Source organism: Achromobacter pulmonis (assembly GCF_002885955.2).
Classification (GTDB): Bacteria; Pseudomonadota; Gammaproteobacteria; order Burkholderiales; family Burkholderiaceae_B; genus Achromobacter; species Achromobacter pulmonis_A.
Map to the genome: position 1 here is coordinate 1 of NZ_POQS01000015.1, position 21,175 is coordinate 21,175.

The 21,175-nt window shown below is 67.8% G+C and carries 21 protein-coding genes; 8 read left to right on the top strand and 13 right to left on the bottom strand.

Going from position 1 to position 21,175, the window contains the following annotated elements; translation table 11 throughout:
- Nucleotides 1-320: 320 nt before the first annotated feature.
- Nucleotides 321-575, bottom strand: coding sequence for an isoleucyl-tRNA synthetase (locus C1I89_RS32105; RefSeq protein WP_246842438.1), 255 nt, complete (start codon nucleotides 573-575; stop codon nucleotides 321-323).
- Between the two features lie 124 nt (nucleotides 576-699).
- Here C1I89_RS32105 and C1I89_RS32110 point away from each other — a divergent pair, with 124 nt between their 5' ends.
- The gene (locus C1I89_RS32110; RefSeq protein WP_102776228.1) at nucleotides 700-1,614 is read left to right on the top strand and encodes a LysR substrate-binding domain-containing protein; all 915 of its coding nucleotides are present in this window, start codon (nucleotides 700-702) and stop codon (nucleotides 1,612-1,614) included.
- A gap of 12 nt (nucleotides 1,615-1,626) precedes the next feature.
- On the opposite strand, the gene C1I89_RS32115 is transcribed toward C1I89_RS32110, so the two are convergent.
- The gene (locus C1I89_RS32115) at nucleotides 1,627-3,144 is read right to left on the bottom strand and encodes an acetyl-CoA hydrolase/transferase family protein (RefSeq protein WP_102776229.1); all 1,518 of its coding nucleotides are present in this window, start codon (nucleotides 3,142-3,144) and stop codon (nucleotides 1,627-1,629) included.
- Between the two features lie 243 nt (nucleotides 3,145-3,387).
- Between C1I89_RS32115 and C1I89_RS32120 the strand changes: the two genes are divergently transcribed.
- Together C1I89_RS32120 and C1I89_RS32125 are read left to right on the top strand one after the other, a co-directional pair.
- Complete coding sequence (locus C1I89_RS32120; protein ID WP_102776279.1) at nucleotides 3,388-4,302, top strand: LysR family transcriptional regulator; 915 nt, start codon at nucleotides 3,388-3,390, stop codon at nucleotides 4,300-4,302.
- A 214-nt stretch (nucleotides 4,303-4,516) separates the two neighbouring features.
- On the top strand, nucleotides 4,517-6,931 hold the full coding sequence (locus tag C1I89_RS32125) for a DUF3772 domain-containing protein (protein WP_102776230.1): 2,415 nt from the start codon (nucleotides 4,517-4,519) through the stop codon (nucleotides 6,929-6,931).
- 13 nt (nucleotides 6,932-6,944) lie between these two features.
- On the opposite strand, the gene C1I89_RS32130 is transcribed toward C1I89_RS32125, so the two are convergent.
- Together C1I89_RS32130 and C1I89_RS32135 are read right to left on the bottom strand one after the other, a co-directional pair.
- Entirely contained in the window at nucleotides 6,945-7,628 is a 684-nt protein-coding gene (locus C1I89_RS32130) for a hypothetical protein (RefSeq protein ID WP_102776231.1), read from the bottom strand.
- 42 nt (nucleotides 7,629-7,670) lie between these two features.
- Nucleotides 7,671-8,138 (bottom strand): hypothetical protein, encoded by a 468-nt coding sequence (locus C1I89_RS32135; RefSeq protein WP_102776232.1) that lies wholly within the window; start codon nucleotides 8,136-8,138, stop codon nucleotides 7,671-7,673.
- Between the two features lie 480 nt (nucleotides 8,139-8,618).
- Here C1I89_RS32135 and C1I89_RS32140 point away from each other — a divergent pair, with 480 nt between their 5' ends.
- Nucleotides 8,619-8,909, top strand: coding sequence for an antibiotic biosynthesis monooxygenase family protein (locus C1I89_RS32140; protein ID WP_102776233.1), 291 nt, complete (start codon nucleotides 8,619-8,621; stop codon nucleotides 8,907-8,909).
- Nucleotides 8,910-9,060: 151 nt separating this feature from the next.
- Here C1I89_RS32140 and C1I89_RS32145 read toward each other — a convergent pair whose 3' ends face one another.
- The 7 genes from C1I89_RS32145 to C1I89_RS32175 all read right to left on the bottom strand — a co-directional run bounded on the left by C1I89_RS32145 (nucleotide 9,061) and on the right by C1I89_RS32175 (nucleotide 14,992).
- Nucleotides 9,061-9,666, bottom strand: a complete 606-nt coding sequence (locus tag C1I89_RS32145; protein WP_102776234.1) for a 3'-5' exonuclease — start codon at nucleotides 9,664-9,666, stop codon at nucleotides 9,061-9,063.
- 4 nt (nucleotides 9,667-9,670) lie between these two features.
- On the bottom strand, nucleotides 9,671-9,895 hold the full coding sequence (locus tag C1I89_RS32150) for a DUF1653 domain-containing protein (protein ID WP_102776280.1): 225 nt from the start codon (nucleotides 9,893-9,895) through the stop codon (nucleotides 9,671-9,673).
- A gap of 94 nt (nucleotides 9,896-9,989) precedes the next feature.
- On the bottom strand, nucleotides 9,990-10,700 hold the full coding sequence (locus C1I89_RS32155; protein WP_102776235.1) for a glutathione S-transferase: 711 nt from the start codon (nucleotides 10,698-10,700) through the stop codon (nucleotides 9,990-9,992).
- Between the two features lie 16 nt (nucleotides 10,701-10,716).
- Nucleotides 10,717-12,309, bottom strand: a complete 1,593-nt coding sequence (locus C1I89_RS32160) for a GMC family oxidoreductase (RefSeq protein WP_102776236.1) — start codon at nucleotides 12,307-12,309, stop codon at nucleotides 10,717-10,719.
- Nucleotides 12,310-12,328: 19 nt separating this feature from the next.
- Nucleotides 12,329-13,132: a shikimate dehydrogenase family protein gene (locus tag C1I89_RS32165; protein WP_102776237.1), complete on the bottom strand. Its 804-nt coding sequence runs from the start codon at nucleotides 13,130-13,132 to the stop codon at nucleotides 12,329-12,331.
- A gap of 15 nt (nucleotides 13,133-13,147) precedes the next feature.
- Nucleotides 13,148-14,134 carry a transketolase family protein gene (locus tag C1I89_RS32170; protein WP_102776238.1) on the bottom strand — a complete coding sequence of 329 codons (987 nt, stop codon included), beginning with the start codon at nucleotides 14,132-14,134 and terminating at the stop codon, nucleotides 13,148-13,150.
- Complete coding sequence (locus C1I89_RS32175) at nucleotides 14,135-14,992, bottom strand: transketolase (RefSeq protein ID WP_181391103.1); 858 nt, start codon at nucleotides 14,990-14,992, stop codon at nucleotides 14,135-14,137.
- Nucleotides 14,993-15,117: 125 nt separating this feature from the next.
- Here C1I89_RS32175 and C1I89_RS32180 point away from each other — a divergent pair, with 125 nt between their 5' ends.
- A complete protein-coding gene (locus C1I89_RS32180; protein ID WP_102776239.1) occupies nucleotides 15,118-15,822 on the top strand; it encodes a GntR family transcriptional regulator in 705 nt (234 codons plus the stop codon).
- 9 nt (nucleotides 15,823-15,831) lie between these two features.
- Nucleotides 15,832-16,899: a glycerol dehydrogenase gene (locus C1I89_RS32185; RefSeq protein ID WP_102776240.1), complete on the top strand. Its 1,068-nt coding sequence runs from the start codon at nucleotides 15,832-15,834 to the stop codon at nucleotides 16,897-16,899.
- Between the two features lie 22 nt (nucleotides 16,900-16,921).
- Here C1I89_RS32185 and C1I89_RS32190 read toward each other — a convergent pair whose 3' ends face one another.
- Complete coding sequence (locus C1I89_RS32190) at nucleotides 16,922-17,857, bottom strand: 3-keto-5-aminohexanoate cleavage protein (protein ID WP_102776241.1); 936 nt, start codon at nucleotides 17,855-17,857, stop codon at nucleotides 16,922-16,924.
- A 32-nt stretch (nucleotides 17,858-17,889) separates the two neighbouring features.
- A complete protein-coding gene (locus tag C1I89_RS32195) occupies nucleotides 17,890-18,672 on the bottom strand; it encodes an SDR family oxidoreductase (protein WP_102776242.1) in 783 nt (260 codons plus the stop codon).
- Between the two features lie 322 nt (nucleotides 18,673-18,994).
- Here C1I89_RS32195 and C1I89_RS32200 point away from each other — a divergent pair, with 322 nt between their 5' ends.
- Nucleotides 18,995-20,194 (top strand): ABC transporter substrate-binding protein, encoded by a 1,200-nt coding sequence (locus C1I89_RS32200; protein ID WP_102776243.1) that lies wholly within the window; start codon nucleotides 18,995-18,997, stop codon nucleotides 20,192-20,194.
- Between the two features lie 106 nt (nucleotides 20,195-20,300).
- Nucleotides 20,301-21,167, top strand: a complete 867-nt coding sequence (locus C1I89_RS32205; RefSeq protein ID WP_102776244.1) for a branched-chain amino acid ABC transporter permease — start codon at nucleotides 20,301-20,303, stop codon at nucleotides 21,165-21,167.
- Nucleotides 21,168-21,175 lie beyond the last annotated feature (8 nt).

Consider the following 21,175-nt stretch of genomic DNA (forward strand, 5'->3'; position numbering starts at 1 on the left):
GCTTATCGCTTTGCTTTCCTGTCGCGGCTTCTTCAGCCCCTTTCCTCTTTGGCAGCTATCGAAATATCAGGGTAAACCCTAGTGTTTCGGTAACTGCCAAGCCCAAGACTATAGCACATTATTTTCGAATTGCGCAACTGACTTCTGCCTGATTTGCGCGATCCATGCAATGATGCTTGCCTGGCCCCGCCGTTCGAAAAACTGTCCGAACTGCGAAGGAGCGAGACTATAGCACAAGTTTTCGGCAAAGGTGGCGGCCGCGCGCCATTCTCTTCATTCTCTATATATAGAGAGCGGAAGCGGCGGCACGGCCGGCCTGCTTACCAGCGCAGATAGTTCGCATCGCGCAGGCGGGCCAGCTCCCGGTTGACCGTGGCTTCGCTGACCAGCCAGTCGGGCGCTCCCACGTCCTGCAGCATGTGTTCGTCCAGATCCGCGGCCAGTCGGCGCAGGCGATTCCTGGCGCGGTACCCCAGATAGCAGGACCACAGCCAACCGGCAAGGTTGCCGGATGCATGGGTCGCCGTGGCGTGGGAAACCGCGACGGGAGAGGTAGAGCAGGTATGCGCAGACATGGCTGACTCCATAGGGGCTAGGTGTTTGGTAAGCGTAATAGCCCAGCGAGCCGCAGAAAATCGAATTGTTTGCCGGTTATCGGTAAGCTATGATGACCAATCAATGTCCCGCCCCCGGTGCGCCATGCGTCTGCCCCTGAACACCCTGCCCGCCTTCCGTGCGGTCGCCGAATTGCAGAATCTGCGCGCGGCCGCCGAGCGCCTGCACCTGACCCACAGCGCCGTCAGCCAACAGATCAAGGGCCTGGAAGAACAACTGGGCTTCCCGCTGTTCGAGCGCAGCGGGCGCGGCATCGTGCTCAATAGCGCGGGCGCCGCCTTGCTGTGCGCCGTGCAGGGCGCGCTGACGCAACTGGACGAAGGCGTGCTGGCGGCGTCGGCCGCCGCCACCGGCGACGAGCAACGCTTGCGGGTGTCGGTATTGCCGTCCTTCGCGCAGCGCTGGCTGCTGCCGCGCATGGCGCGCTGGCGCAGCCGCCATCCGGGGCTGGCGCTGGAGATCGATTCTTCCCAGCAGGTCGCCGACCTGCTGCGCGACGGTTTTCATGCCGCGCTGCGCTATGGGCGCGGCCCCTGGCCGGGCGTGGAATCGGAACCGCTGTTCGATGTGCCCCTGCCGCTGATCGTGCTGGCCTCGCCGGAGACGGCGGCGGCGCTACCGGATTGCAGCCCGCAGACCCTGGCGCGCCAGCCCCTGCTGGGCGAACGCGAGATGTGGCAGCACTGGTTCAATGCGGCCGGTCTGCGCACGCCGGTGACGCCGGTGGCTTCGTTCAATGATGCCGGCATGATGCTGCAGGCGGCCGAGCAGGGCTTGGGCGTCACGCTGGGCCGCGAGCTGCTCGCGGCCGACGCGCTATGCGCCGGACGGCTGGTGCAGGTTTCGCCCGTCAGCGTCCATTACGAGCAGGAGCAGACCTATCACCTGGTCTATCGCCCCAGCCTGCGCGACTGGGGGCCGCTGGTGGCGCTGAAGCAGTGGCTGCGCGACGAGCTGGAGATGTCGCGCCGCAGCCTGGCCGGCCCCGCGGCGAAATAACGCCGCCCCGCCTCAGGCGACCTTGCGCGCCGTGGGCGCAGCGGGCTGCATCGAGTCCGTTTCATTGAAGCGCTGGTGCCAGGAGAACGCTTCCTCGAGCAGGTGCGGGGTCTGGCCGCCGCGTTCGCAGGCGCGGTCGAAGTAGTCCTGCAGGGCGTCGCGGTACGAAGGATGCACGCAGTTGCGGATGATGGCGCGGGCGCGTTCGCGCGGGGCCAGGCCGCGCAGGTCGGCCAGTCCGCATTCGGTGACCAGCACGTCCACGTCATGTTCGGTGTGGTCGACGTGGGACACCATGGGCACGACGCTGGAGATGTCGCCGTTCTTGGCCATGGACTTGGATACGAAGATGGCCAGGTGCGCGTTGCGCGCGAAGTCGCCCGAACCGCCGATGCCGTTCATCATGTGCGTGCCGCCCACGTGGGTCGAATTCACGTTGCCGTAGATGTCGAACTCCAGCGCGGTGTTGATCGCGATGATGCCCAGGCGGCGCACGATTTCCGGCGCGTTGCTGATTTCCTGCGGCCGCAGCACGATGCGTTCGCGGTAATGCTCGATGTTGGCCAGGATTTTTTCGTACACGGGCTTGGACACCGTGATCGACGAAGCCGAGGCGAAGGCCAGCTTGCCCTGGTCCAGCAGTTCGATGGCGCTGTCCTGCAGCACCTCCGAGTACATGGTCAGCCGTTCGAAGCCGGACGATTCGAATCCGTGCAGCACGGCGTTGGCGATGGTGCCGATGCCGGCCTGCAGCGGCAGGAGCGAATTGTCCAGGCGGCCGGCCTCGACTTCGCCGCGCAGGAAGGCGTTGATGTGGCCGGCGATTGCGTTGGTCTCGGCATCGGGCGGCAAGGCGTTCGAGGGACTGTCCGGCTCGCTCGTGATGACGATGGCGGCGATCTTGTCCGGGTCGACCTCGATACAGGTCTGGCCGATGCGCTGCTCCGGCGACACCAGGCCGATGGGCTGGCGCTGCGGCCTGTCGGCAGGCACGTAGATGTCGTGCAGCCCTTCGATGGCGGCGGGCACGCTCAGGTTCAGTTCGATGATGATGCGGTCGGCCTGCTGCGCGAACGAGGCGGAGTTGCCCACCGACATCGTCGGCACGATGGCGCCGCTCTCGGTAATGGCGGCGGCCTCGATGATGGCCACGTTGATGGGGCCGATATGGCCGGCGCGCAGCTGTTCGACGGTTTCGGACAGGTGCTGGTCGATGAAGGCGATCTCGCCCTGGTTGATCTTGCGGCGCAGCGTGGTGTCGACCTGGAACGGCATGCGGCGCGCCAGGGCGTTGGCCTGCGCCAGCAGCTTGTCCGTATCGTGGCCGAGCGAGGCGCCGGTGATCAGGGTGATGGACAGCGGCTCGCGCTCGGCGCGGGCCGCCAGCGCCGCCGGCACAGACTTGCAGTCGCCGGCGCGGGTGAAGCCGCTCATTCCGACGGTCATGCCGTCCTGAACCAGCAAAGCCGCCTGTTCGGCGGACGTGATCTTGGCGCGCAGCCCAGGGTGGCGGATACGGTCGAGATGCATGGTGTCTCCAGATTCAAGGGCCAACGGCTGGCGGCGGGGCGCGGCGAAGCCTGGCGCCCAGGCGCCGTCTGACGCGGCGTTTCCCGAGATCCCACGGCCGGATCGTGGCGGCCCAGGGACGATTTTCCGGCAGTATAGGAAGGCCGGCCCAAATCTCGTAATGACTTAAAATCATCCAATCCAGTCGTTTTTTTCATCGTTTGCTCATAGCCGCGCATGGCGCGCAAGGGAGGGCCGCGGACCATGGACGTGCGCGCATTGCGGTATTTCGTCGAAACCGTCAGGCATGCCAGCTTCACGCAGGCCGCGAAGGCGCTGTTCGTGACGCAATCGACGGTCAGCAAGATGATTCGCCAGCTGGAGGACGAGGCCGGCACGCCGCTGCTGATCCGCGACGGCCACACCGCGCGCCCCACCGATACCGGCCGGGTCATGTACCAGCGCGGGCTGCAGGTGCTGGAGACCATGCGCCAGCTCGCCGACGAGCTGCGCCAGACCACGGACCTGCGCCGCGGCGCGCTGGAGGTCGGCATTCCGCCCATGATCAATCTGCTGTTCACGCCGGTGGTCAAGCGCTTTCGCGAGCGCCATCCCGGCATCCACCTGACCCTGCGCGAAGGCACCGGGCAGGCGGTCGAGGGGCTGGTCGCAAGCGGCGAACTTGAAGTGGGCGCCACCATCCTGCCGATCGCGCCCGACGGCGGGCTGGCCGCCCAGCCCTTCGGCCGCTATCCCATCTGGGCGATCGGGCCGCCGGACGCGCCGTGGGCGGGCAAGACCTCGCTGCCGCTGGGCGCGCTGCGCGAGGCGCGGCTATTGATACCCACGGACGATTTCGCCATCACGCGGCGCCTGCGCCAGGCCTGCGCCGAGGCCGGCTTCCAGCCCGGCATCGCGGCGCAGAGCGCGCATTGGGATTTCCTGGTGGCCATGGCTTCCACGGGCCTGGGCGTGGCGCTCCTGCCCGAGCCGCTGATGCAGCGGATCAAGACGCGCGGCCTGAGCACGGCCAAACTGGCCAAGTCCGGCATCCAGTGGGAAGTCGGCCATATCTGGCAGCAATCGGTTTACCTGTCGCACGCGGCGCGCGCCTGGCTGGAGGTGTGCGACGAAGTGCTGGGCAAGCCGAAAAACGCGCCGGCGCGCCGGGCGAGTTGAATCCAAACGTTGGCCACGTAAACTTGGATTGCGGGCGCCGGCGCCGGCCGCCGCTCCCGTCAATCCGCCCCTTTTTTCAATAGCCGCGCAGCCGGCCCGCTGGCGACGATCGCGGCTGGGTTAAAAATGGGGCCATAGCACCAGTTTTTGTTGCAATGGGCAGGACTGCGGCTTGTTATGCTGCCGCCTCGATGCGAGCCACTCGCCCTGAAACATGATTCCTATTCCCTCTACCCTGCCCCTGCGGACCGGCCGCGCCCGGCCGTCCTCGCTCATGGCGCTGGTCGCGGCCCTGCTGCTGGCGCTGTTCCTGTTTCCCGCCGTCGCGGCCTCGCCGCCCACCCCGGCCGATACCGAAGCCATGCTGGGCTCGGCGCGCAAGCAGATCGACGAGATCCGCAAGCGCGTGGCCGACGAAACCGACGACGCCAGCCTGGTGAAGCAGCGCGGCGAAGCGCTGGACATTCAGTCCAAGGCGGACGCCGCGGCCGAGGCGCTGGCGCCGCAACTGGCCAGCGTGGCGGCCAAGCTGAGCGAACTGGGCACGCCGCCCGAAGGCGCCAAGGAAGCGCCGGACGTGGCCGCGCAGCGCGCGCAGCTGGAAAAGAGCAATCGCGCGCTGGACGCGCAGATCAAGCTGGCGCGGCTGCTGTCGGTGGACGCCGGGCAGACCGCGGAACAGATCTCGGCGCAGCGCCGCACCCAGTTCCAGGCGCGCCTGGGAGAGCGGCGCGACTCCTTTCTCTCCGACCCGTTCTGGACCGAGTTCCGCGCGGAATTCCCGCGCGACCTGGAACGCCTGGAGGACCTGGGCGATAACCTGTCGACCGCGGTCGGGCAGACCCCGAAAAGAGGCTGGCTGCTGCTGGCCGCCGCGGCCGCGCTGACGATCGCCCTGCGCATCTGGATCGGCCGCCTGCTGCTGCGCCTGACCGCCACCCGCGTGCCGCCGGGCCGGCTGCGGCGCTCGTTCCTGGCGCTGACCCACGTGGCCATGGCGGTGGCCACGCCGGGCATCATCGCGCTGCTGATCCACGTCGGCCTGGACTGGAATTCGCAGTTGAGCGACAACACGTCGTCGCTGCTGGCCAACCTGGTGGCGACGGTCTGTTTCGGCGGCTACGTGTCCGGCCTGGGCTATGCGCTGCTGTCCTCGAACCGGCCCTCGTGGCGCCTGCCGCCGATCAGCGACCTCGTGGCGACGCGGCTGCGCTGGGTGCCCGGCGTGGTGGGCGTGCTGGTGGTGATGATCTGGCTGGCCGAGCGCCTGCCCGTGCTGCTCAACGCCAGCCTGACGACGACGATCACGCTGACCGGCATCGTCGCCGTCATGACCATGGCCCTGATCGGCGCGGTGCTGGCCATCGGCCGCCGGCTGCGCCGCCGCGCGATGCAGGAAAGCGATGCGCCCATTCCTTTCTGGGTGTCGCTGCTGCTGAGCGCCATCTGGACCGTGCTGATACTGAGCCTGGCCAGCCTGCTGGCAGGCTATGTGGCGTTCGGCAGCTTCCTGGTCAAGCAGACGCTGTGGACGCTCATCGTGCTGGCCTCGGCCTATCTGGCCTCGACCCTGATCGAAGACGGTTTCGGCACGCTGCTGGGCACTTCGCACCGCGACAGCGAGCGCGAAGCCCCCAGCATCCGCGACCAGGCCGCGGTGCTGCTGTCCGGCGTCGGCCGGGTGGCCGTCGGGCTGCTCGCCATCACGCTGCTGCTGGCGCCGTTCGGCGAAGCGCCCACCGACCTGCTGCAGCGCTTCGACCAGTTGCGCAAGGGCCTGGCCATCGGCGAGGCGCAGATCCGCCCGGGCGCGGTGCTGCAGGCGCTGCTGGTGCTGGGGCTGTCGCTGCTGGGCGTGAAGATGCTCAAGCGCTGGCTGTCCAACCGCTATCTGCCCACCACCGAGCTGGACCCCGGCATGCAGTTGTCGGCCGCCACGCTGTTCGGCTATGCCGGCGTGGTGACCGCCGTGGCGCTGGCGCTGTCGGCCGCCGGCATCGGCCTGGAACGGGTGGCGTGGATCGCCAGCGCGCTGTCGGTGGGTATCGGTTTCGGCCTGCAGGCGGTGGTCCAGAACTTCGTGTCGGGCCTGATCCTGCTGGCCGAACGCCCGGTCAAGGTGGGCGACTGGGTCTCGCTGGGCGGCGTGGAGGGCGACATCCTGCGCATCAACGTGCGCGCCACCGAGATCCAGATGGGCGACCGCTCGACGGTGATCGTGCCGAACTCGGAGTTCGTCACCAAGACCGTACGCAACGTGACCCGCTCCAACCCGCTGGGCCTGGTCCAGATCAAGCTGCCGCTGCCCCTGTCCACCGACGCCGAACAGGTGCACGACCTGATCCTGCAGGCCTTCGCCGACCACGAGGACGTGCTGGAGACGCCGGCGCCGAACGTGTTCCTGGACGGCATCGAAGGCGGCCACCTGATCTTCAACGCCAAGGGCTACGTGTCCTCGCCGCGGGCCGCGTACGGGGTGCGCAGCGCCCTGCTGTTCACCGTGCTCAAGCGGCTGCACGATGCGGGGCTGGAGGTCTCTTCACCGCCCACCATGCTGCTGGCCTCGGCCCCGGAACTGCCGCCCATGCAGGCGGCCGCGCCGGCGCCGGGCGCGCATCCCGCGCCCTGAGCGGCCGGCGGGCTCAGCCCGGCGTGTAGAGGTCCGCGAAGGCCTGCTGGTCCAGCCTGGGATTGCGCAGCGGCGGCGAGGCCAGCGCGGCGCTGCGCACCGAGCGCACGGGATAGGCCTGGGCCGCCGGCGGCAGCGGCTGGCCCAGGGGCGGGCGTTCGGCCAGCACCGGCGCCGACGGCGCGACCTGCGCCACGGCGGCGCCGTCGAATCGGTGATCCGCCGTGGTCAGCGCGGGATTGGTGCACAGCCCCTGCGCCACCAGCGCGGCCTTGGTGCGGTCGTCGGTCTGGCACAGGATGTCGATGGCGGCCGTCTCCAGGCGCCGCGCCCGGTCGGCGTCCTTGGTGGACGCGGCCGCCTGCATGGTGCGTTCGAAGTTGCGCCGCAGGCTGCACTTCTGGTCCTCGATCGGGATCGCCACGTTCATGCCGAAGCCGACCACGGAACCGCCTCCTCCGGCGGAAACCATGCAGCTGTCCGACGAAAACGAGCCGTAGAAACTCTGGCCGCCCACCGGCGGCGCGCTGCGCAGCGTGCTGGAGCCGCCGTTGCTGGAATTGAAGGTGATGCCCTGGTTGTTGCCGGCATTGGTCGAGCCCGAGGTCGCCGACGTCGTGGCACTGGAACTGCTGGTCTGGGCCGCGGCGGAGAACGCGGCCAGCGACAGCGTCATGGCAAGCGCTATGGTCTTCATGATGTCTCCTCTACCGGACGGCCGCAGCCGTCCGGTCAGGGGTCAGTGATTGAACCCTGCGACATGGCCTACCGCGCCGATGCCGTGTATTGCCCCGAACGCCCCCACGTTCGCCGCGTGGAACGTCCCGGTGGCCGAGGCGCTGGTCTCGGTCTGCCCGAACGAGGCCCCGCCGTTGGCGATGCTGTCGCCCACCATGATGGGCGCGTTGCCCGACACGCTGCCGTACGACTCGCTGGTGGCGTATTGGCGCGTGCTGGTGACGACTTGCGTTCCGTCCGGACCGAAGCTGCCTCCAGCCTGGGCCACGCCGCCGGTTTCACCGAACGAGGTCTGGCTGGACGAACCGTAGCCGTTGATCTGGGTGGCCACCACGGAACTGCCGGTGGAGATGGATGACACGGTGCCGTTGATGGCGCCGGAATGGACCGTCACCGAACCGCCGGGGCCGGTGGCGTAGGCGGTGGCGGCGAACAGGGACAACGCGGCGACTGCTGCGAGCTTTTTCATTTGAGCTCCTCCCGATCCGTGCTTGCACGGATGCATGGCTGCCGGCGACCGACCGGCGCGGACCGTTACCCTCCCAGCCCTCCGGACAATGACGAAAGGCCTGGGACTTTCGTATTGGTACGGAATGATTGCGCCGTCCTAGATCCGTCGATATCGGCTGAACGGGCGACCGACTCCCGCCGGACGATCCGGGCCGGTAACACATCCGGCCAAATGTGCGAACACGCCGCGCGCGGACCATGCGTATGGACGAAACGCAAAGGGCTGCGACGGCCGCGCCGCGCGCCGCACTCGGCCCGATGGATGGGAAGGCCGGCGCGCGCCTGCGGCAACTGCACTAGGACGCGCGGGCGACGGGGCCGTCCCTGCATTTCCCGCAAGCGCCGTCAAGCTGTCGTACGGCTGAATACCGCCTTTTTCGGCCATACTATCTGCGCCGCCGGCCGCTGCCGGCTTCATCCATCACAGGGAGACAAGACCATGATCCAGGAGATTGCCAGCATCCACGTGCGCGAGGGGCAGGAAGCGCTGTTCGAGGCCGGCGTGGCGCAGGCCAAGCCGCTGTTCCTGCGGGCCCGCGGCTGCCACGGCATGGAGCTGTACCGCAGCATCGAACTGCCGCAGCGCTACACGCTGGTGGTGGAGTGGGAGACCGTTGAAAACCACATGGTCGATTTCCGCGAATCCAGCGATTTCCAGGAATGGCGCAAGCTGGTGGCGGGCTTTTTCGTCGAGCCGCCGCAGGTGCATCACGAGCAGAAGGTGATCTGAGGGGGGTGGAGCGATGGGTTACGCGCGTTCCGCAGCGGTTTTTTATATCGAATGTCTCGCGCTGCACCCATCCTACGGCCTCACGATCGTAGGATGGGTGCAGCGCGAGAGTCTTTAGGCCGGAACGCGACCATCGAACGCGCGAAACCCATCAGCCGGCGCCAACCCCCAATAACGACCCCGCCGCCAGCGCCACCGCCACGGTGGTGCGCACGTCGGCCAGCGCCCGGTGCGTGGGATTGGACGCGCCGACGTGGCGGGCCAGGATCTCCAGCTTGTGCGAAGGCAGTTCGGGCCAGGCGCGCCGGGCCAGCGCCAGCGTGCAGTGGGTGGGGTTGGAAAACGGCATGCCGGTCTGGTCCGCTGCCGCGCCCAGGAAGCGCCGGTCGAAGGACGCGTTGTGGAAGAACACCGGCAGGTCTTCGACGAAGTCCAGGAACGACGAGAACGCCTGCGTCACCGGCACGCCGTGGCGGTCCACCTCGGCCTGCGTGATGCCGGTCAGGCGGGTGATGAACGACGGCACCGGGCCGCGCGTGCGCACCACCTGCGTGTACTCGCGCTCCAGCGCGCCGGCCGCGCCCACGCGCACGGCGGCGAATTCCAGGATCTCGCAGGTGGCGGTGGACAGGCCGGTGGTTTCCAGGTCGGCCACGATGAAGGGGCCGCGCAATGCCTGCAGCGCGTCGTTCAGGGCCTCGGCCTTGCGGCCCGCCGCCGCGCCGGCCGCGCGCGGTCGTCGGTAGAAATAGCTCATGGCTTCACTGCGCCGAAGCCAGCGGCGCGAAACGCGGCCTGCCGTCGTCCAGCTTCCCGAAGAACATCTCCGCCGGACGCACCCACAGCCCGCGTTCGTGCGGCCACAGGTGTTCGTACACGACCAGGGATTCTTCGGTTTCGGAATGGCGGGCGGTGCCCACGTAGCGGTACAGGCCGCCCTTGTAGTGGCGGTGCGAGGCGAGAGCCAGGGCTTCGGATTCGGTCATGGAGGACTGCGGCAGCAATATGGCCCGGGCATGGCGGTGCATGACCGGGCCTGAAGGTTCGGACGATACCGAGTTTATAGCGCACCGGCGCGGATCAGGCCGCGTCCAGCTCGCGGTAGCGGCGGAAAATGCCGTCGCCGTAGGGCAGGCGCCTGCCGCTCTGGAAATACGGCTGCAGCTCCGGCAGCGCCGCCACGCGCGCATGCAGCGCCATGACCTTGGGATAGGACGCGGCCAGCGTCGCCATGCGCTTCGGGAAGGCATAGAGCAGGCCGTCGACCAGCTGGAACAAGGACAGGTCCGCATAGGTCCAGCGCTCGCCGCCGGCCAGCCAGGCCTGCTGCCCTTCCAGCACCCGCTCGAAATACCCCAGGAACTTGGGCATGCGTTCCTCGCGGAAGCTGCGCGCGCGCCGCGCCGCCTCGGCCTTCTGGTCTTCGTAGTAGTCGCTCGACGAGATGGGATGGTGGGTGTCGTGGGCTTCGGCCACCATGTCGGCGATGGTCAGCTGCAACTGGTTGACCCACAGCCGCCCTTCCACGGACTTGGGCGCCAGCCCGTGCTTTTCTCCCAGGAACAGCAGGATGTTGGCGGTCTGCGCCAGCGTCATTTTCCCGGCCACCAGATACGGCGGCGCGAAGGGCGGATATTCGCGCCGCGCGGCCATGTCGGCGGCCAGCGTGGCGCCGTCGGCGCCGGGTTCGCGCGCGCGCTCGCGGTAGGCGATGCCGCCCGCCTCCAGCGCCAGGCGCACGAACTCCCCGCGTCCGGGGATGCCGTCCCAATACCAAAGGTCGTATGTCATTCCAGCTCCTTTCCGGTTATTGCGCGTCCTCCAGGATCATCTCCGCGCCCCGCTCGGCCACCATCATGACGGCCGCCTGGGTATTGCCGGACACCATCCTGGGCATCACCGAGGCGTCCACCACCCGCAGGCCCGACACGCCGTTGACCCGCAGGCGCGCGTCGGTGACGGCGCCGTCATCCGAGCCCATGCGGCAGGTGCCGATGGGATGGTAGATGGTCTGGCCGTTGCGGCGCGCGAAGTCCAGCCATTCATCGTAGCGCTGCACGTCCGCGCCCGGGCTCATTTCCGCGGCCACATACGGACGCAGGGCCGGCTGGCCGACGATGCGCCGCGCCGCCATCATGCCGCCCACCAGGCTATCGCGGTCCACCTGGGCCGACAGGAAGTTGGGGCGGATGGCCGGCCCGGCCAGCGGGTCCGCGGACTTGATGTGGATGGAACCCGTCGATTCGGGGCGCAGCTGGGCCACGCCTATCGTCATGCCGGGTTCGCGGTCCAGGATGCGTTCGGCCGCGTTGGCGTAGCTGGCGTGCACGAAGAAATACTGCACGTCGGGCGCCGGCAGGTCCGGCGCGCTTTTGACGAAGCCGTGCACCAGCCCCGTGCCCAGCGTCAGAATGCCCTTGCGGCTGGCGTAGTAGCGCGCCACCTGCCGCGCCAGCCGCCAGCCGCGCGACATTTCGTTCAGCGTCACCGTGCCCTTGACGCGCCAGTTCATGCGCGTGGCGTAGTGGTCGATATAGTTTTCGCCCACCTGCGGCAGCGCATGCACCAGCGGAATTCCCAGCGATTGCAGCAGCGCCGGGCTCCCCACGCCGGACAGTTCCAGCAGTTGCGGCGACTGCACCGCCCCCAGGCACAGCAGCGTCTCGCGCGCGGCCCGCACGGTGTGCTCGCGCCCGTCCTGCCGATAGACCACGCCCGTGCAGCGCCTGCCCTCGAACAGCAGCCGCGTCACGTGCGCCCCGCATTCCACGGTCAGGTTCCTGCGGCCGGCCGCGGGCCGCAGATAGCCGTCCACCACGCTCCAGCGGCGGCCCCGGTGCTGCAGCACCTGGTAGTAGCCCACGCCCTCCTGGTCGCCGCTGTTGTAGTCCGGGTTCAGGCGCTGGCCGTCTTCCTGCGCGGCGCGCAGAAACGCGTCGGACACCGGATAGCGTTCGGCCACCTCTTCCAGGCGCATGGGGCCGTCCGTGCCGCGGCCCTCGCCTCCCCGCTCGTAGCGCTCGATCTTGCGGAACAGGCGCGCGGCCAGCGTCCAGTTCCAGCCGGCGGCGCCGGCGGCTTCCCAGCCGTCGTAATCGCCGGGCTGGCCGCGCACGTAGATCATGCCGTTGATCAGCGTCGAGCCGCCCACGCCCTTGCCCCGGGGCACGGCGATGGTCCGCCCGTATACGTTGTCTTCCGGCTCGGTGGCGAAGCGCCAGTTGTAATCCGGATCGACCAGCAGACGCGAAAAGCCCGCGGGTATCGAGATCCACATGCTGTGCGGCTGCTGCCCGGCCTCCAGCATCAGCACGCGGTGCCTGCCGTCGGCGCTCAGGCGGTTGGCCAGGATGCAGCCGGCGGTGCCGCCGCCGGCGATGATGAAATCGTATTCGCCCATGGTCGTTGCGGGTCGGGCCTCAGGCGGCGTCCGGCACGCCCAGCATCTGCGCCATCAGTTCGATCTGGCAGGCCAGCATGGGCGCGCCGTAGTGCACCTTGCAGCCGCGGGCCTGAGCGGCCAGCAGCAGCGCGGTATCGCGCGGCTGCATGATGACTTCGCAGACCAGCTGGTCCGGCGTCAGCCGCTGCGTGTCCAGCGGCAGCGCATCGTCGGGCTTCATGCCCAGCGAAGTGCCGTTGACGACCAGGTCATGCCCCGAGGGATCGGGCGTGCCGATGGCGATGTCGGCGCCGGGATGCAGCGACAGGATGCGCTGCTTCAGGTCTTCGGCCTTGGCCACGGTGCGGTTGGCGATGGTCAGCCTGGATACGCCGGCCTGCACCAGCGCGAAACCGATGGCGTTCGCGGCCCCGCCGGCGCCCGCCAGGTAGGCGCTTTTTCCTTGCGGGGCGACGCCGGCCTCGATCAGGCCGCGGACGAAGCCCTCGCCGTCCAGCATGTGCGCCACCAGCCGGCCGTCGGGGTCGCGGCGCACCACGTTGGCCGCGCCTATCGCGCGCGCCACGGGGCTGGCCTCGTCGACCAGTTCCAGGATGGCGGTCTTGTGCGGCATGGTGACGATGACGCCGCCCAGGTTGTTCAAGCGCCGCAGCGCCGCCACCGCGTCGGCCAGGCCGTCGGGCCGCACGTGGAAAGGCACGCACACGCCGTCGAAGCCGATGCGGGCGAAATGCTCGTTCATGCGCTGCGGCGTCTTCACATGGTGGATGGGATCGGCCAGGATGCCGAACAGGCGGGTGTTGCCGCTGATTTCCTTCATTGGGTTCTCCGTGGTTCAAGTTTTGAGCAGTTCGCGCGCGACCTCGCCAATGCCGGCGGCGTCGAGCCTGTAGTGCGCGTACAGGGTCGCGGGCGGCGCGATCAGGCTGTATTGGTCGTAAATGCCGTGGCGGCGCAGGCGGACGCCGCAGCCGGCGTCGGCCAGCACTTCGGCCACGGCCGAGCCCAGCCCGCCCAGCACGTTGTGTTCTTCCACCGTCATCAGCGCGGAGGAGCGGCCGGCGGCGGCCAGCACGGCCTCGCGGTCCAGCGGCTTGATGGTGGCCATGTCGATCACGCCCACGGACCAGCCCTCGGCGCCCAGCTGCGCGGCGGCGGCCAGCGCGGCGTGCACGGTGATGCCGCAGGCGATGATGTTGAGGTCGCTGCCGTGGGAATGAACGATGGCGCGGCCGAATTCGAACGGCGCGCCATCTTCGTAGACCTGCGGGTCGCGGCCGCGCCCGATGCGGAAATAGATGGGCTGCGGCCAGTCCACCGAGGCCTTGATGGCGCTGGCCAGCTGCGGCCCGTCGGCCGGCGACACCACGGTCAGGCCGGCCAGGGCGCGCATCGTGGAAATGTCTTCCGTGGCGTGGTGCGAAGTGCCGTAGAACCCCAGGCTGATGCCGGTGTGATGGCCGATGAGGCGCACGGGCAGCCCGGTATAGGCCACGTCCATGCGGATCTGTTCGCAGCACAGCAGGCCCAGGAACGAGGCGAAGGTCGCGACGAAGGGCATCATCCCGGTGGTGGCCAGGCCGGCCGCCGCCGACACCATGTTCTGCTCGGATATGCCGAACTGTACGTAGCGGTCCGGATAGGCCTGCGCGAAACGATGCAGGCCGTTGGAATATTGCAGGTCGGCCGACCCGGCCACCACGGGGTGGCCTTGCGCGGCCAGCGCGATCAGGGCCTCGGCAAGATAGGAAAGCCCGGGGTTCACCGCGTTCAGCGCGCGGTACTGCCAGGAGTCGGGGGAGAGCGGGTTTGCTTGTGCCATTCAGATCTCGCGGGACATGATTTCGTCGATAGCGGCCTGCGCGTCCTGCGGCGCCAGATAGCCCAGGTGCCAGCCGGGCTCGGTCTCCATGAAGGAGACGCCCTTGCCCTTGACGGTCCGGGCGATCACGCAGGCCGGCCGGTCGCGCGCCTCGTCGGCGCGCAGGCCGCGCAGCAGCGCGGTCAGGGCCGCCGGATCGTGGCCGTCGACCTCGTGCACCTCCCAGCCGAACGCCTGCCATTTCTCGCGCAGCGATTCCACGCCCATCACGTCGTCGACCTTGCCGTCGAGCTGGTAACCGTTGCGGTCGACGATGGCGATCAGCCGAGACAGGCGGTGGTGCGCGGCGAACAGGGCCGCTTCCCAGACCTGCCCTTCCTGCATCTCGCCGTCGCCCAGCATCACGAACACGCTGAAGTCGCGCCGGTTCATCCGGCCGCCCAGCGCCATGCCCACGCCGTTGGACAAGGCATGGCCGATGGAGCCGGAACTGAAATCGACGCCCGGCACCTTGCTCATGTCGGGGTGGTCGCCCAGCGGGCTGCCCAGCCGGGTGTAGCCGTCCAGCAGCGCCGGATCGAAAAAGCCCTGATCGGCCAGCACGGGAAAGAGGCCCACCGCCGCATGCCCCTTGCCCATCAGGAAACGGTCGCGGTCCGGCCAGCGCGGGTCGCCGCGGCGCAGGCGCATGACGCCGTAGTACAGCGCGGCAAAAATCTCGGCGCACGAGAACACCGAGCTGTAGTGGCCGACCTTGGCGATTTCGATCAGCCGGATGGTCTCCAGCCGGATGTGGCGGGCCTTTTCCCGCAGCAGCCGGACCTCCGCCTCCGAGGGGATTGCGCAGCGCTGTTCCATGCCGTCTCCCGCTTTCAACAGAATATATGATATATAATATACTAGCTTAGCGCGTATTGGTCATTGCGGGATAGAATGCATCCCGCGCCCCGCCGCTCCATCGATACAGCCGATCCGCAACCGTTATGTCGAGCCTCAAACCCGTAAAAAAAGAGAACCTCTCCGTCAAGGTCTACAACGAGATCCGCAACGCCTTGATCAACGGGCAGTACGAACCGGGAGAGCGCCTCATCATTGGCGAACTGGCCCAGGAAATGGGGGTTTCCATCACGCCCGTGCGCGAGGCCATCTTCCGGCTCATCAGCGAACAGGGACTGGAAATGCAGGCGGCCACCGCGGTCTACGTGCCGTACGTCAATTCCGAAAAGCTGCGCGAGATCCAGCAGATCCGTTTTCACCTGGAAGGCATGGGCGCGGCCGAGGCCGCGCAGAACATCACGCGCAAGCAGCTGGACAACCTGGTCGCGCTGCAGCGCGAATTCATTTCCCACACCGCCACCGATCCCAAGCGCGCCAGCTACCTGAACCGCAAGTTCCACTTCGCCATCCTGGAAGCCAGCGGCAAGCCGATACTGCGCAACACGGTGGAGTCGTTCTGGGTGATCACCGGCCCCATCCTCAAGGTCTTCCACGTCAAGACCTCGGGGCTGGACTATTCGCAGAACGAGCACCGCCACGAAGCGGTGCTGCAGGCCCTGGCCGCGCGCGACTCCGAAGCCGCCCGCAAAGCCATCCAGGCCGACCTGGTCTGGGGCGGCAAGATCATGATCGATTGGCTGGTGGAACGTGAAAAGGAGCTCGACTACCGTGGCCCTCCTCCCCGCAAATAGGCGCATGCCATGCTGAAGATTTTCGGCGCCCCGAGCCGCTACATCCAGGGAGCCGGCGCGCTGGACGCGCTGGGCCGCTACGCCGCGCTGTTCGGCGGCCGCGCGGCGCTGGTCATCGACAGCCACGTGCGCGCCCTGCTGGGGCCGCGGATCGAGGCGCTGTGCGCCGCCCATCAGGTCGAACTGGCCGCGCTCACGGTCGACGGCGACCTGACGCCCGACGCCGTCGCCGGCCTGCGCGCGCAGGCGGCGGCCAGCGGCGCCGGCATGGTGATCGCGGTAGGCGGCGGCAAGGCGCTGGACGCCGGCAAGGCGGTGGCCCGATCGCTGCACTGCCATCTCATCACCGTGCCCACGGTGGCCTCCAACGACGCGCCCACCAGCAAGAACTACGTGCTGTACGACAGCCATCACCAGCTCCTGGCGGTGGAGCACATGCTGTTCAACCCCACCATCGTGCTGGTCGACACCGCCGTGATCGCCTCCGCGCCCGCGCACTTCTTCCGCGCGGGCCTGGGAGACGCGGTCTCGAAGAAGTTCGAAGCCGAACAATGCCGGCGCAACGGCGGCATGAACATGTACGACGGCGCGCCGCCGCTGGCGGCGCAATTCCTGGCCGACGGCTGCCTGCGCACGCTGCTGGCCGACGGCGCCGAGGCCATGGCCGCGGCCGGCAGCGGCCAGCCCACGCCCGCGTTCGAGCGCGTGGTGGAAGCGATGATCCTCATGAGCGGTCTCGGTTTCGAAAGCGGCGGCCTGTCCATCGCCCATGCGCTCACGCGCGGGCTGCCCCGCATCGGCGGGCTGGCCGGCGCGCCGCACGGCCTGCAGGTGGCGCTGGGCCTGCTGGTGCAGCTGGACCTGGAACAGCGCGCCGACGGCATGCTGGCCGATCTGCGGCAGTGGTACGCCCAGGTGGGCCTGCCCGCCACGCTGCGCGAGCTGGGCGCGGCCGACCCCAGCGACGCGGAACTGGCGCTGGCCGCCGAGCTGACCCTGAAGGCCCGCCACGCCGCCAACTTCGACCGCGCGCTGGACGCCGGCGCGCTGGCCGCGGCCCTGCGCCGCCACGCCTGAGCCGGCGGCGGCGGCTGCGGCCTCAGAACGCGACCTGGTCCTTGCCCTTGAGGCCCAGCTTGGCACGGGCTTCTTCCGGCGTGGCGATCTCCAGGTTCAGCGCTTCCAGTATGGTGCGGATGCGCTCGACCTGCTCGCGGTTGGACTGGGCCATGCGGCCCGGCCCGATCCACAGGGAATCCTCCAGCCCCACGCGCACGTTGGACCCCATGGCCGCGCCTATGGTGGCCAGCGGCATCTGCGCGCGGCCGGCGCCGAGAATGGACCACTCGTACTCGTCGCCGAACAGGCGATCGGCGGTGCGCTTCATGTGCATCAGGTCTTCGGGATGCGGCCCGATGCCGCCCAGGATGCCGAACACCGACTGGATGAAGGGCGGCGACTTCACCAGGCCGCGGTCGACGAAATGCGCCAGGTTGTACAGGTGGCTGATGTCGTAGCACTCGAACTCGAAGCGCGTGCCGTTGGCGTCGCCCAGCCTCAGGATGGTTTCGATGTCCTGGTAGGTATTGCGAAACACCAGCGAGCGGCTGTTCTCCAGATGCTCGCGTTCCCAGTCGTGCCTGAATTCAGTGAAGCGGCCCAGCATGGGAAAGAGGCCGAAGTTCATCGACCCCATGTTCAGCGAGCACAGCTCCGGCTTGAAGGCCACGGCCGGCTTCATGCGTTCTTCCACCGTCATATGCGGGCTGCCGCCGGTGGTGATGTTGACGATGGCGTCGGTCGCGCCCTTGATCCGTTCGAGGAACGGCTTGAACAGCGCCGGGTCCTGCGAGGGCTTGCCGGTCTGCGGATCGCGGGCGTGCAGGTGCAGCACCGCCGCGCCCGCCTCGGCCGCGCCGATGGCCGCCTGCGCGATCTCGTCGGCCGTCACCGGCAAGTGCGGCGACATGCTGGGCGTGTGGATGGCGCCGGTCACGGCGCAGGTGATGATGACTTTCTGTCTGGGCTTGGCCATGCTGTTCTCCGTTGGATTCCTGGCGTTTCGGTTCAATAGAGCTTCTGCGTGAAGCCGTCGACCACGATGGCCTGCCCCGTCACGCTGCCGGCGGCCTCGCTGGCGTTGAACAGCACCATGTTGGCGATGTCGCGCGCCGTGACCATGCGGCCCAGCGCGGCCTGGCTTTCGTACTGCGCGGCGATTTCCTCGACCGGACGGCCCAGCGTCTGCGCCTTGGCCGCGATCACGGCGCGTATGCGCGGCCCTTCGACGGCGCCCGGCAGGATCGCGTTGACGCGGATGCCGTAGCCGCCCAGCTCGATGGCGAGCGACTTGGTAAAGCCGATCACCGCCCACTTCGACGCCGAATACACCGAACGGCCGGCAAAGCCCAGATGGCCCGCGGCCGATGACATATTGATCATCACGCCCGCGGGCGACTCCTTGAGCAGGCCGATGGCCTGCCGCGCGCACAGGAACTGCCCGGTGATGTTGACGGCCAGCGTGCGGTCCCAGTCGGCCTTCGACAGGGTTTCCACATAGCCGGTGGGGCCGGCCACGCCGGCGTTGTTGACCAGGATGTCGAGCCCGCCGAGCTGCCGGCGGACCGCGGCGAACAAGGCCGCCACGCTGGCTTCGTCGGCGACGTCGGCCACGGCGGTGTGCACGCCGGGAAGTTCGGCCGGCAGCGCCGCCAGACGGGCTTCGTTCACGTCGCACACGAATACCTCGGCGCCCGCGCCGCGGAACACCCGCGCCATCTCCAGCCCCAGTCCGTCGGCGCCGGCGGTGATCAGCACCCGTTTGCCGGCGAAAGTCACTTCATCAAACATATCCCTGTCTCCCTGGCCCCGTGAGCGGGCCCTTTTTAGGATATACGATATATGAACAAATTCAGATCCGCCTGATTTTTCAGGCATCTGAAATGGCGTGTGTCCATTCCGTTGCCGCAGGCCGAAAATACGGCATATAGCCGCATTAATCGTCAACTAAGCGTGTATTTACAATGCTTTAGGGAATTCCCCGATTCGTCGGGTTCAGGCCCCCACTAGAATCCAAAGCGGGAAACGTCACCCCGACGATGGATATATCATATATTCAAAAAAAGACGGGAACAGAAAAATCCCGCATCCCATACCGACAAAGGAGCGTAGCGTGATCAAGTTCAAGAAGACTGTTTTGGCGCTGGGGGTATGCGGCGCATTGGCGACGGGAACCGCGATGGCGGACATGAAGGTGGGGGCCTTGTTTCCGTTCAGCGGCGCGCTCGCCCTGCTCGGCCAGGAAAGCTATCGCGGCCTGGAACTGGCGGTCGCGGAAATCAATGCGGCCGGCGGCGTCAACGGCGAGAAGATCGAAATCATCAAGGCCGACGCGGTCGATCCGACCCAGGCGGTGTCGGAAACCAAGCGCCTGATCTCTTCCAATGTCGTCGGGGTGTTCGGCAGCTATGCCTCCGGCATCTCGTACGCGGCCTCGCCGGTCGCGGAACTGGCCGGCGTGCCGTATTTCGAACTGGGCGCCACCGCCCACAAAATCACCACGCGCAACTACCAATACCTGTTCCGCAGCAACCCCAACACGGCGCTGTACGGCGTTGCGGTGATCAACGCGCTGCACGAGATCGTCGCGCCCGGCATGGGCCTCGATCCCAAGCAGGTCAAGATCGGCATCATCCACGAAGACGGCCCCTACGGCACCGACGTGGCGGCGACCGAGAAAAAGCGCGCGCAGGAACTGGGCTACACGGTGGCCGAGGTCCTGCCCTACTCCGCCAAGACCGTCGACCTATCGTCGCTGATCCTGCGCCTGAAGGGCGCCAAGGTCGACGTGGTGCTGCACACGGCCTACCAGAACGACGCCATCCTGTTCTTCAGCCAGGCGCGGGCGGCCGGGTTCAAGCCCAAGGTCGTGATCGGCGCGGGCGGCGGCTATTCCCTGACCGACACGGCCAAGGCCGTGGGCGCCGACATGAACGGCGTGTTCGACCTGGACTTCCCGCAGGCGTCCATCGATCCGGCCGGCGCGCCGGGGCTGGACAAGTTCCTGCAGGCCTACCGCAGCGCCTACAAGAGCGACCCGCAATCGGGCCACAGCCTGACCAACTACGTCGGCGCCAAAGCCTTCTTCGAAGCCATCGGCAACGCCAAGTCCACCGACAAGGACAAGATCCGGGCCGCGGTCCTGGCCTACAAGAAGCCGGCCGGCCAGACGGCCAACGGCTGGGCCTTCGATTTCGGCGAAGACGGCCAGAACAACGCATCCACGTTCTACGTGATGCAGTGGCAGGACGGCAAGCTCGTCACCATCGCGCCCGACAGCCTCGCGCTCGGCAAGCCGATCTTCAAGAAGTAAGCCCGGGCGCCCCGCGCACCTGACGTATCCCCCGGGGCCCGCGCGCCCCGGCCCGGACCGCTCCCCGGCCGGGCCGGGTCCGCTGCCCGCTCTCTGAGGTTGTCATATGGATCTTTTCGTTCAACTGGTCATCAACGGCCTGTTGCTGGGCGGCGCCTACACCATCATCAGCCTGGGGCTGACGCTGATCTTCGGCGTGGTGCGCGTCATCAACTTCGCGCACGGCGAGTTCCTGATGGTGGGCATGTACATGGTCTACCTGATCGCCGCGCAACTCGGCGTGCATCCCTACGCCGGCCTGGTGCCGGTCGCCATCGTCCTGTTCGCGCTGGGCGCGCTGACGCAGAAAGCCATCATTCAGCCGCTGCTCAACGCCGACCAGCACATCCAGATCTTCGCCATGGTGGGCGTGTCCACCATCCTGCTGAATCTCGCGCTGGTGATATTCGGCGCCAACGTCTACCGCGCGCCGGTCGAACTGGGCACCGACGCCATCGGCGTGGGCGCGTATTCCATGGTGACCGGGCAGCTCGTCACCTTCGTGATCGGGCTGGGCCTGGCCGTGCTGCTGCATGTCTTCATGCACCGCACCTACCTGGGCCGCGCGCTGCGGGCCGTGGCGCAGCACCGCTACGCCGCCACGCTGATGGGCGTGAACGTCAACACCGTCTACGCCATCGCCTTCGGCCTGGGCACGGCCTTCGTCGGCATCGCCGCGGGCCTGCTGGCGCCGCAGTATCCGGTCTTCCCCACCGTGGGCACGTATTTCGTGCTGACGGCGTTCGTGATCGTCGTGCTGGGCGGACTGGGCAGCCTGTACGGCGCGGTGGCGGGGTCCATGATCATCGGCATCGTGGACACGCTGGCCGGCTTCTATATCGCCCCCGACCTGAAAGAGGTCGTGTACTTCGGGATCTTCCTCTTGATCCTGGTGCTGCGCCCGAACGGACTGTTCGGCGTCGGTACCGAGTGACCCGCAAA

Excerpts from the sequence above, each read along its gene's own strand:
- C1I89_RS32105 (WP_246842438.1), bottom strand. The coding sequence starts at position 575 with ATGTCTGCGCATACCTGCTCTACCTCTCCCGTCGCGGTTTCCCACGCC.
- C1I89_RS32110 (WP_102776228.1), top strand. The coding sequence starts at position 700 with ATGCGTCTGCCCCTGAACACCCTGCCCGCCTTCCGTGCGGTCGCCGAA.
- C1I89_RS32115 (WP_102776229.1), bottom strand. The coding sequence starts at position 3,144 with ATGCATCTCGACCGTATCCGCCACCCTGGGCTGCGCGCCAAGATCACG.
- C1I89_RS32120 (WP_102776279.1), top strand. The coding sequence starts at position 3,388 with ATGGACGTGCGCGCATTGCGGTATTTCGTCGAAACCGTCAGGCATGCC.
- C1I89_RS32125 (WP_102776230.1), top strand. The coding sequence starts at position 4,517 with ATGATTCCTATTCCCTCTACCCTGCCCCTGCGGACCGGCCGCGCCCGG.
- C1I89_RS32130 (WP_102776231.1), bottom strand. The coding sequence starts at position 7,628 with ATGAAGACCATAGCGCTTGCCATGACGCTGTCGCTGGCCGCGTTCTCC.
- C1I89_RS32135 (WP_102776232.1), bottom strand. The coding sequence starts at position 8,138 with ATGAAAAAGCTCGCAGCAGTCGCCGCGTTGTCCCTGTTCGCCGCCACC.
- C1I89_RS32140 (WP_102776233.1), top strand. The coding sequence starts at position 8,619 with ATGATCCAGGAGATTGCCAGCATCCACGTGCGCGAGGGGCAGGAAGCG.
- C1I89_RS32145 (WP_102776234.1), bottom strand. The coding sequence starts at position 9,666 with ATGAGCTATTTCTACCGACGACCGCGCGCGGCCGGCGCGGCGGCGGGC.
- C1I89_RS32150 (WP_102776280.1), bottom strand. The coding sequence starts at position 9,895 with ATGACCGAATCCGAAGCCCTGGCTCTCGCCTCGCACCGCCACTACAAG.
- C1I89_RS32155 (WP_102776235.1), bottom strand. The coding sequence starts at position 10,700 with ATGACATACGACCTTTGGTATTGGGACGGCATCCCCGGACGCGGGGAG.
- C1I89_RS32160 (WP_102776236.1), bottom strand. The coding sequence starts at position 12,309 with ATGGGCGAATACGATTTCATCATCGCCGGCGGCGGCACCGCCGGCTGC.
- C1I89_RS32165 (WP_102776237.1), bottom strand. The coding sequence starts at position 13,132 with ATGAAGGAAATCAGCGGCAACACCCGCCTGTTCGGCATCCTGGCCGAT.
- C1I89_RS32170 (WP_102776238.1), bottom strand. The coding sequence starts at position 14,134 with ATGGCACAAGCAAACCCGCTCTCCCCCGACTCCTGGCAGTACCGCGCG.
- C1I89_RS32175 (WP_181391103.1), bottom strand. The coding sequence starts at position 14,992 with ATGGAACAGCGCTGCGCAATCCCCTCGGAGGCGGAGGTCCGGCTGCTG.
- C1I89_RS32180 (WP_102776239.1), top strand. The coding sequence starts at position 15,118 with ATGTCGAGCCTCAAACCCGTAAAAAAAGAGAACCTCTCCGTCAAGGTC.
- C1I89_RS32185 (WP_102776240.1), top strand. The coding sequence starts at position 15,832 with ATGCTGAAGATTTTCGGCGCCCCGAGCCGCTACATCCAGGGAGCCGGC.
- C1I89_RS32190 (WP_102776241.1), bottom strand. The coding sequence starts at position 17,857 with ATGGCCAAGCCCAGACAGAAAGTCATCATCACCTGCGCCGTGACCGGC.
- C1I89_RS32195 (WP_102776242.1), bottom strand. The coding sequence starts at position 18,672 with ATGTTTGATGAAGTGACTTTCGCCGGCAAACGGGTGCTGATCACCGCC.
- C1I89_RS32205 (WP_102776244.1), top strand. The coding sequence starts at position 20,301 with ATGGATCTTTTCGTTCAACTGGTCATCAACGGCCTGTTGCTGGGCGGC.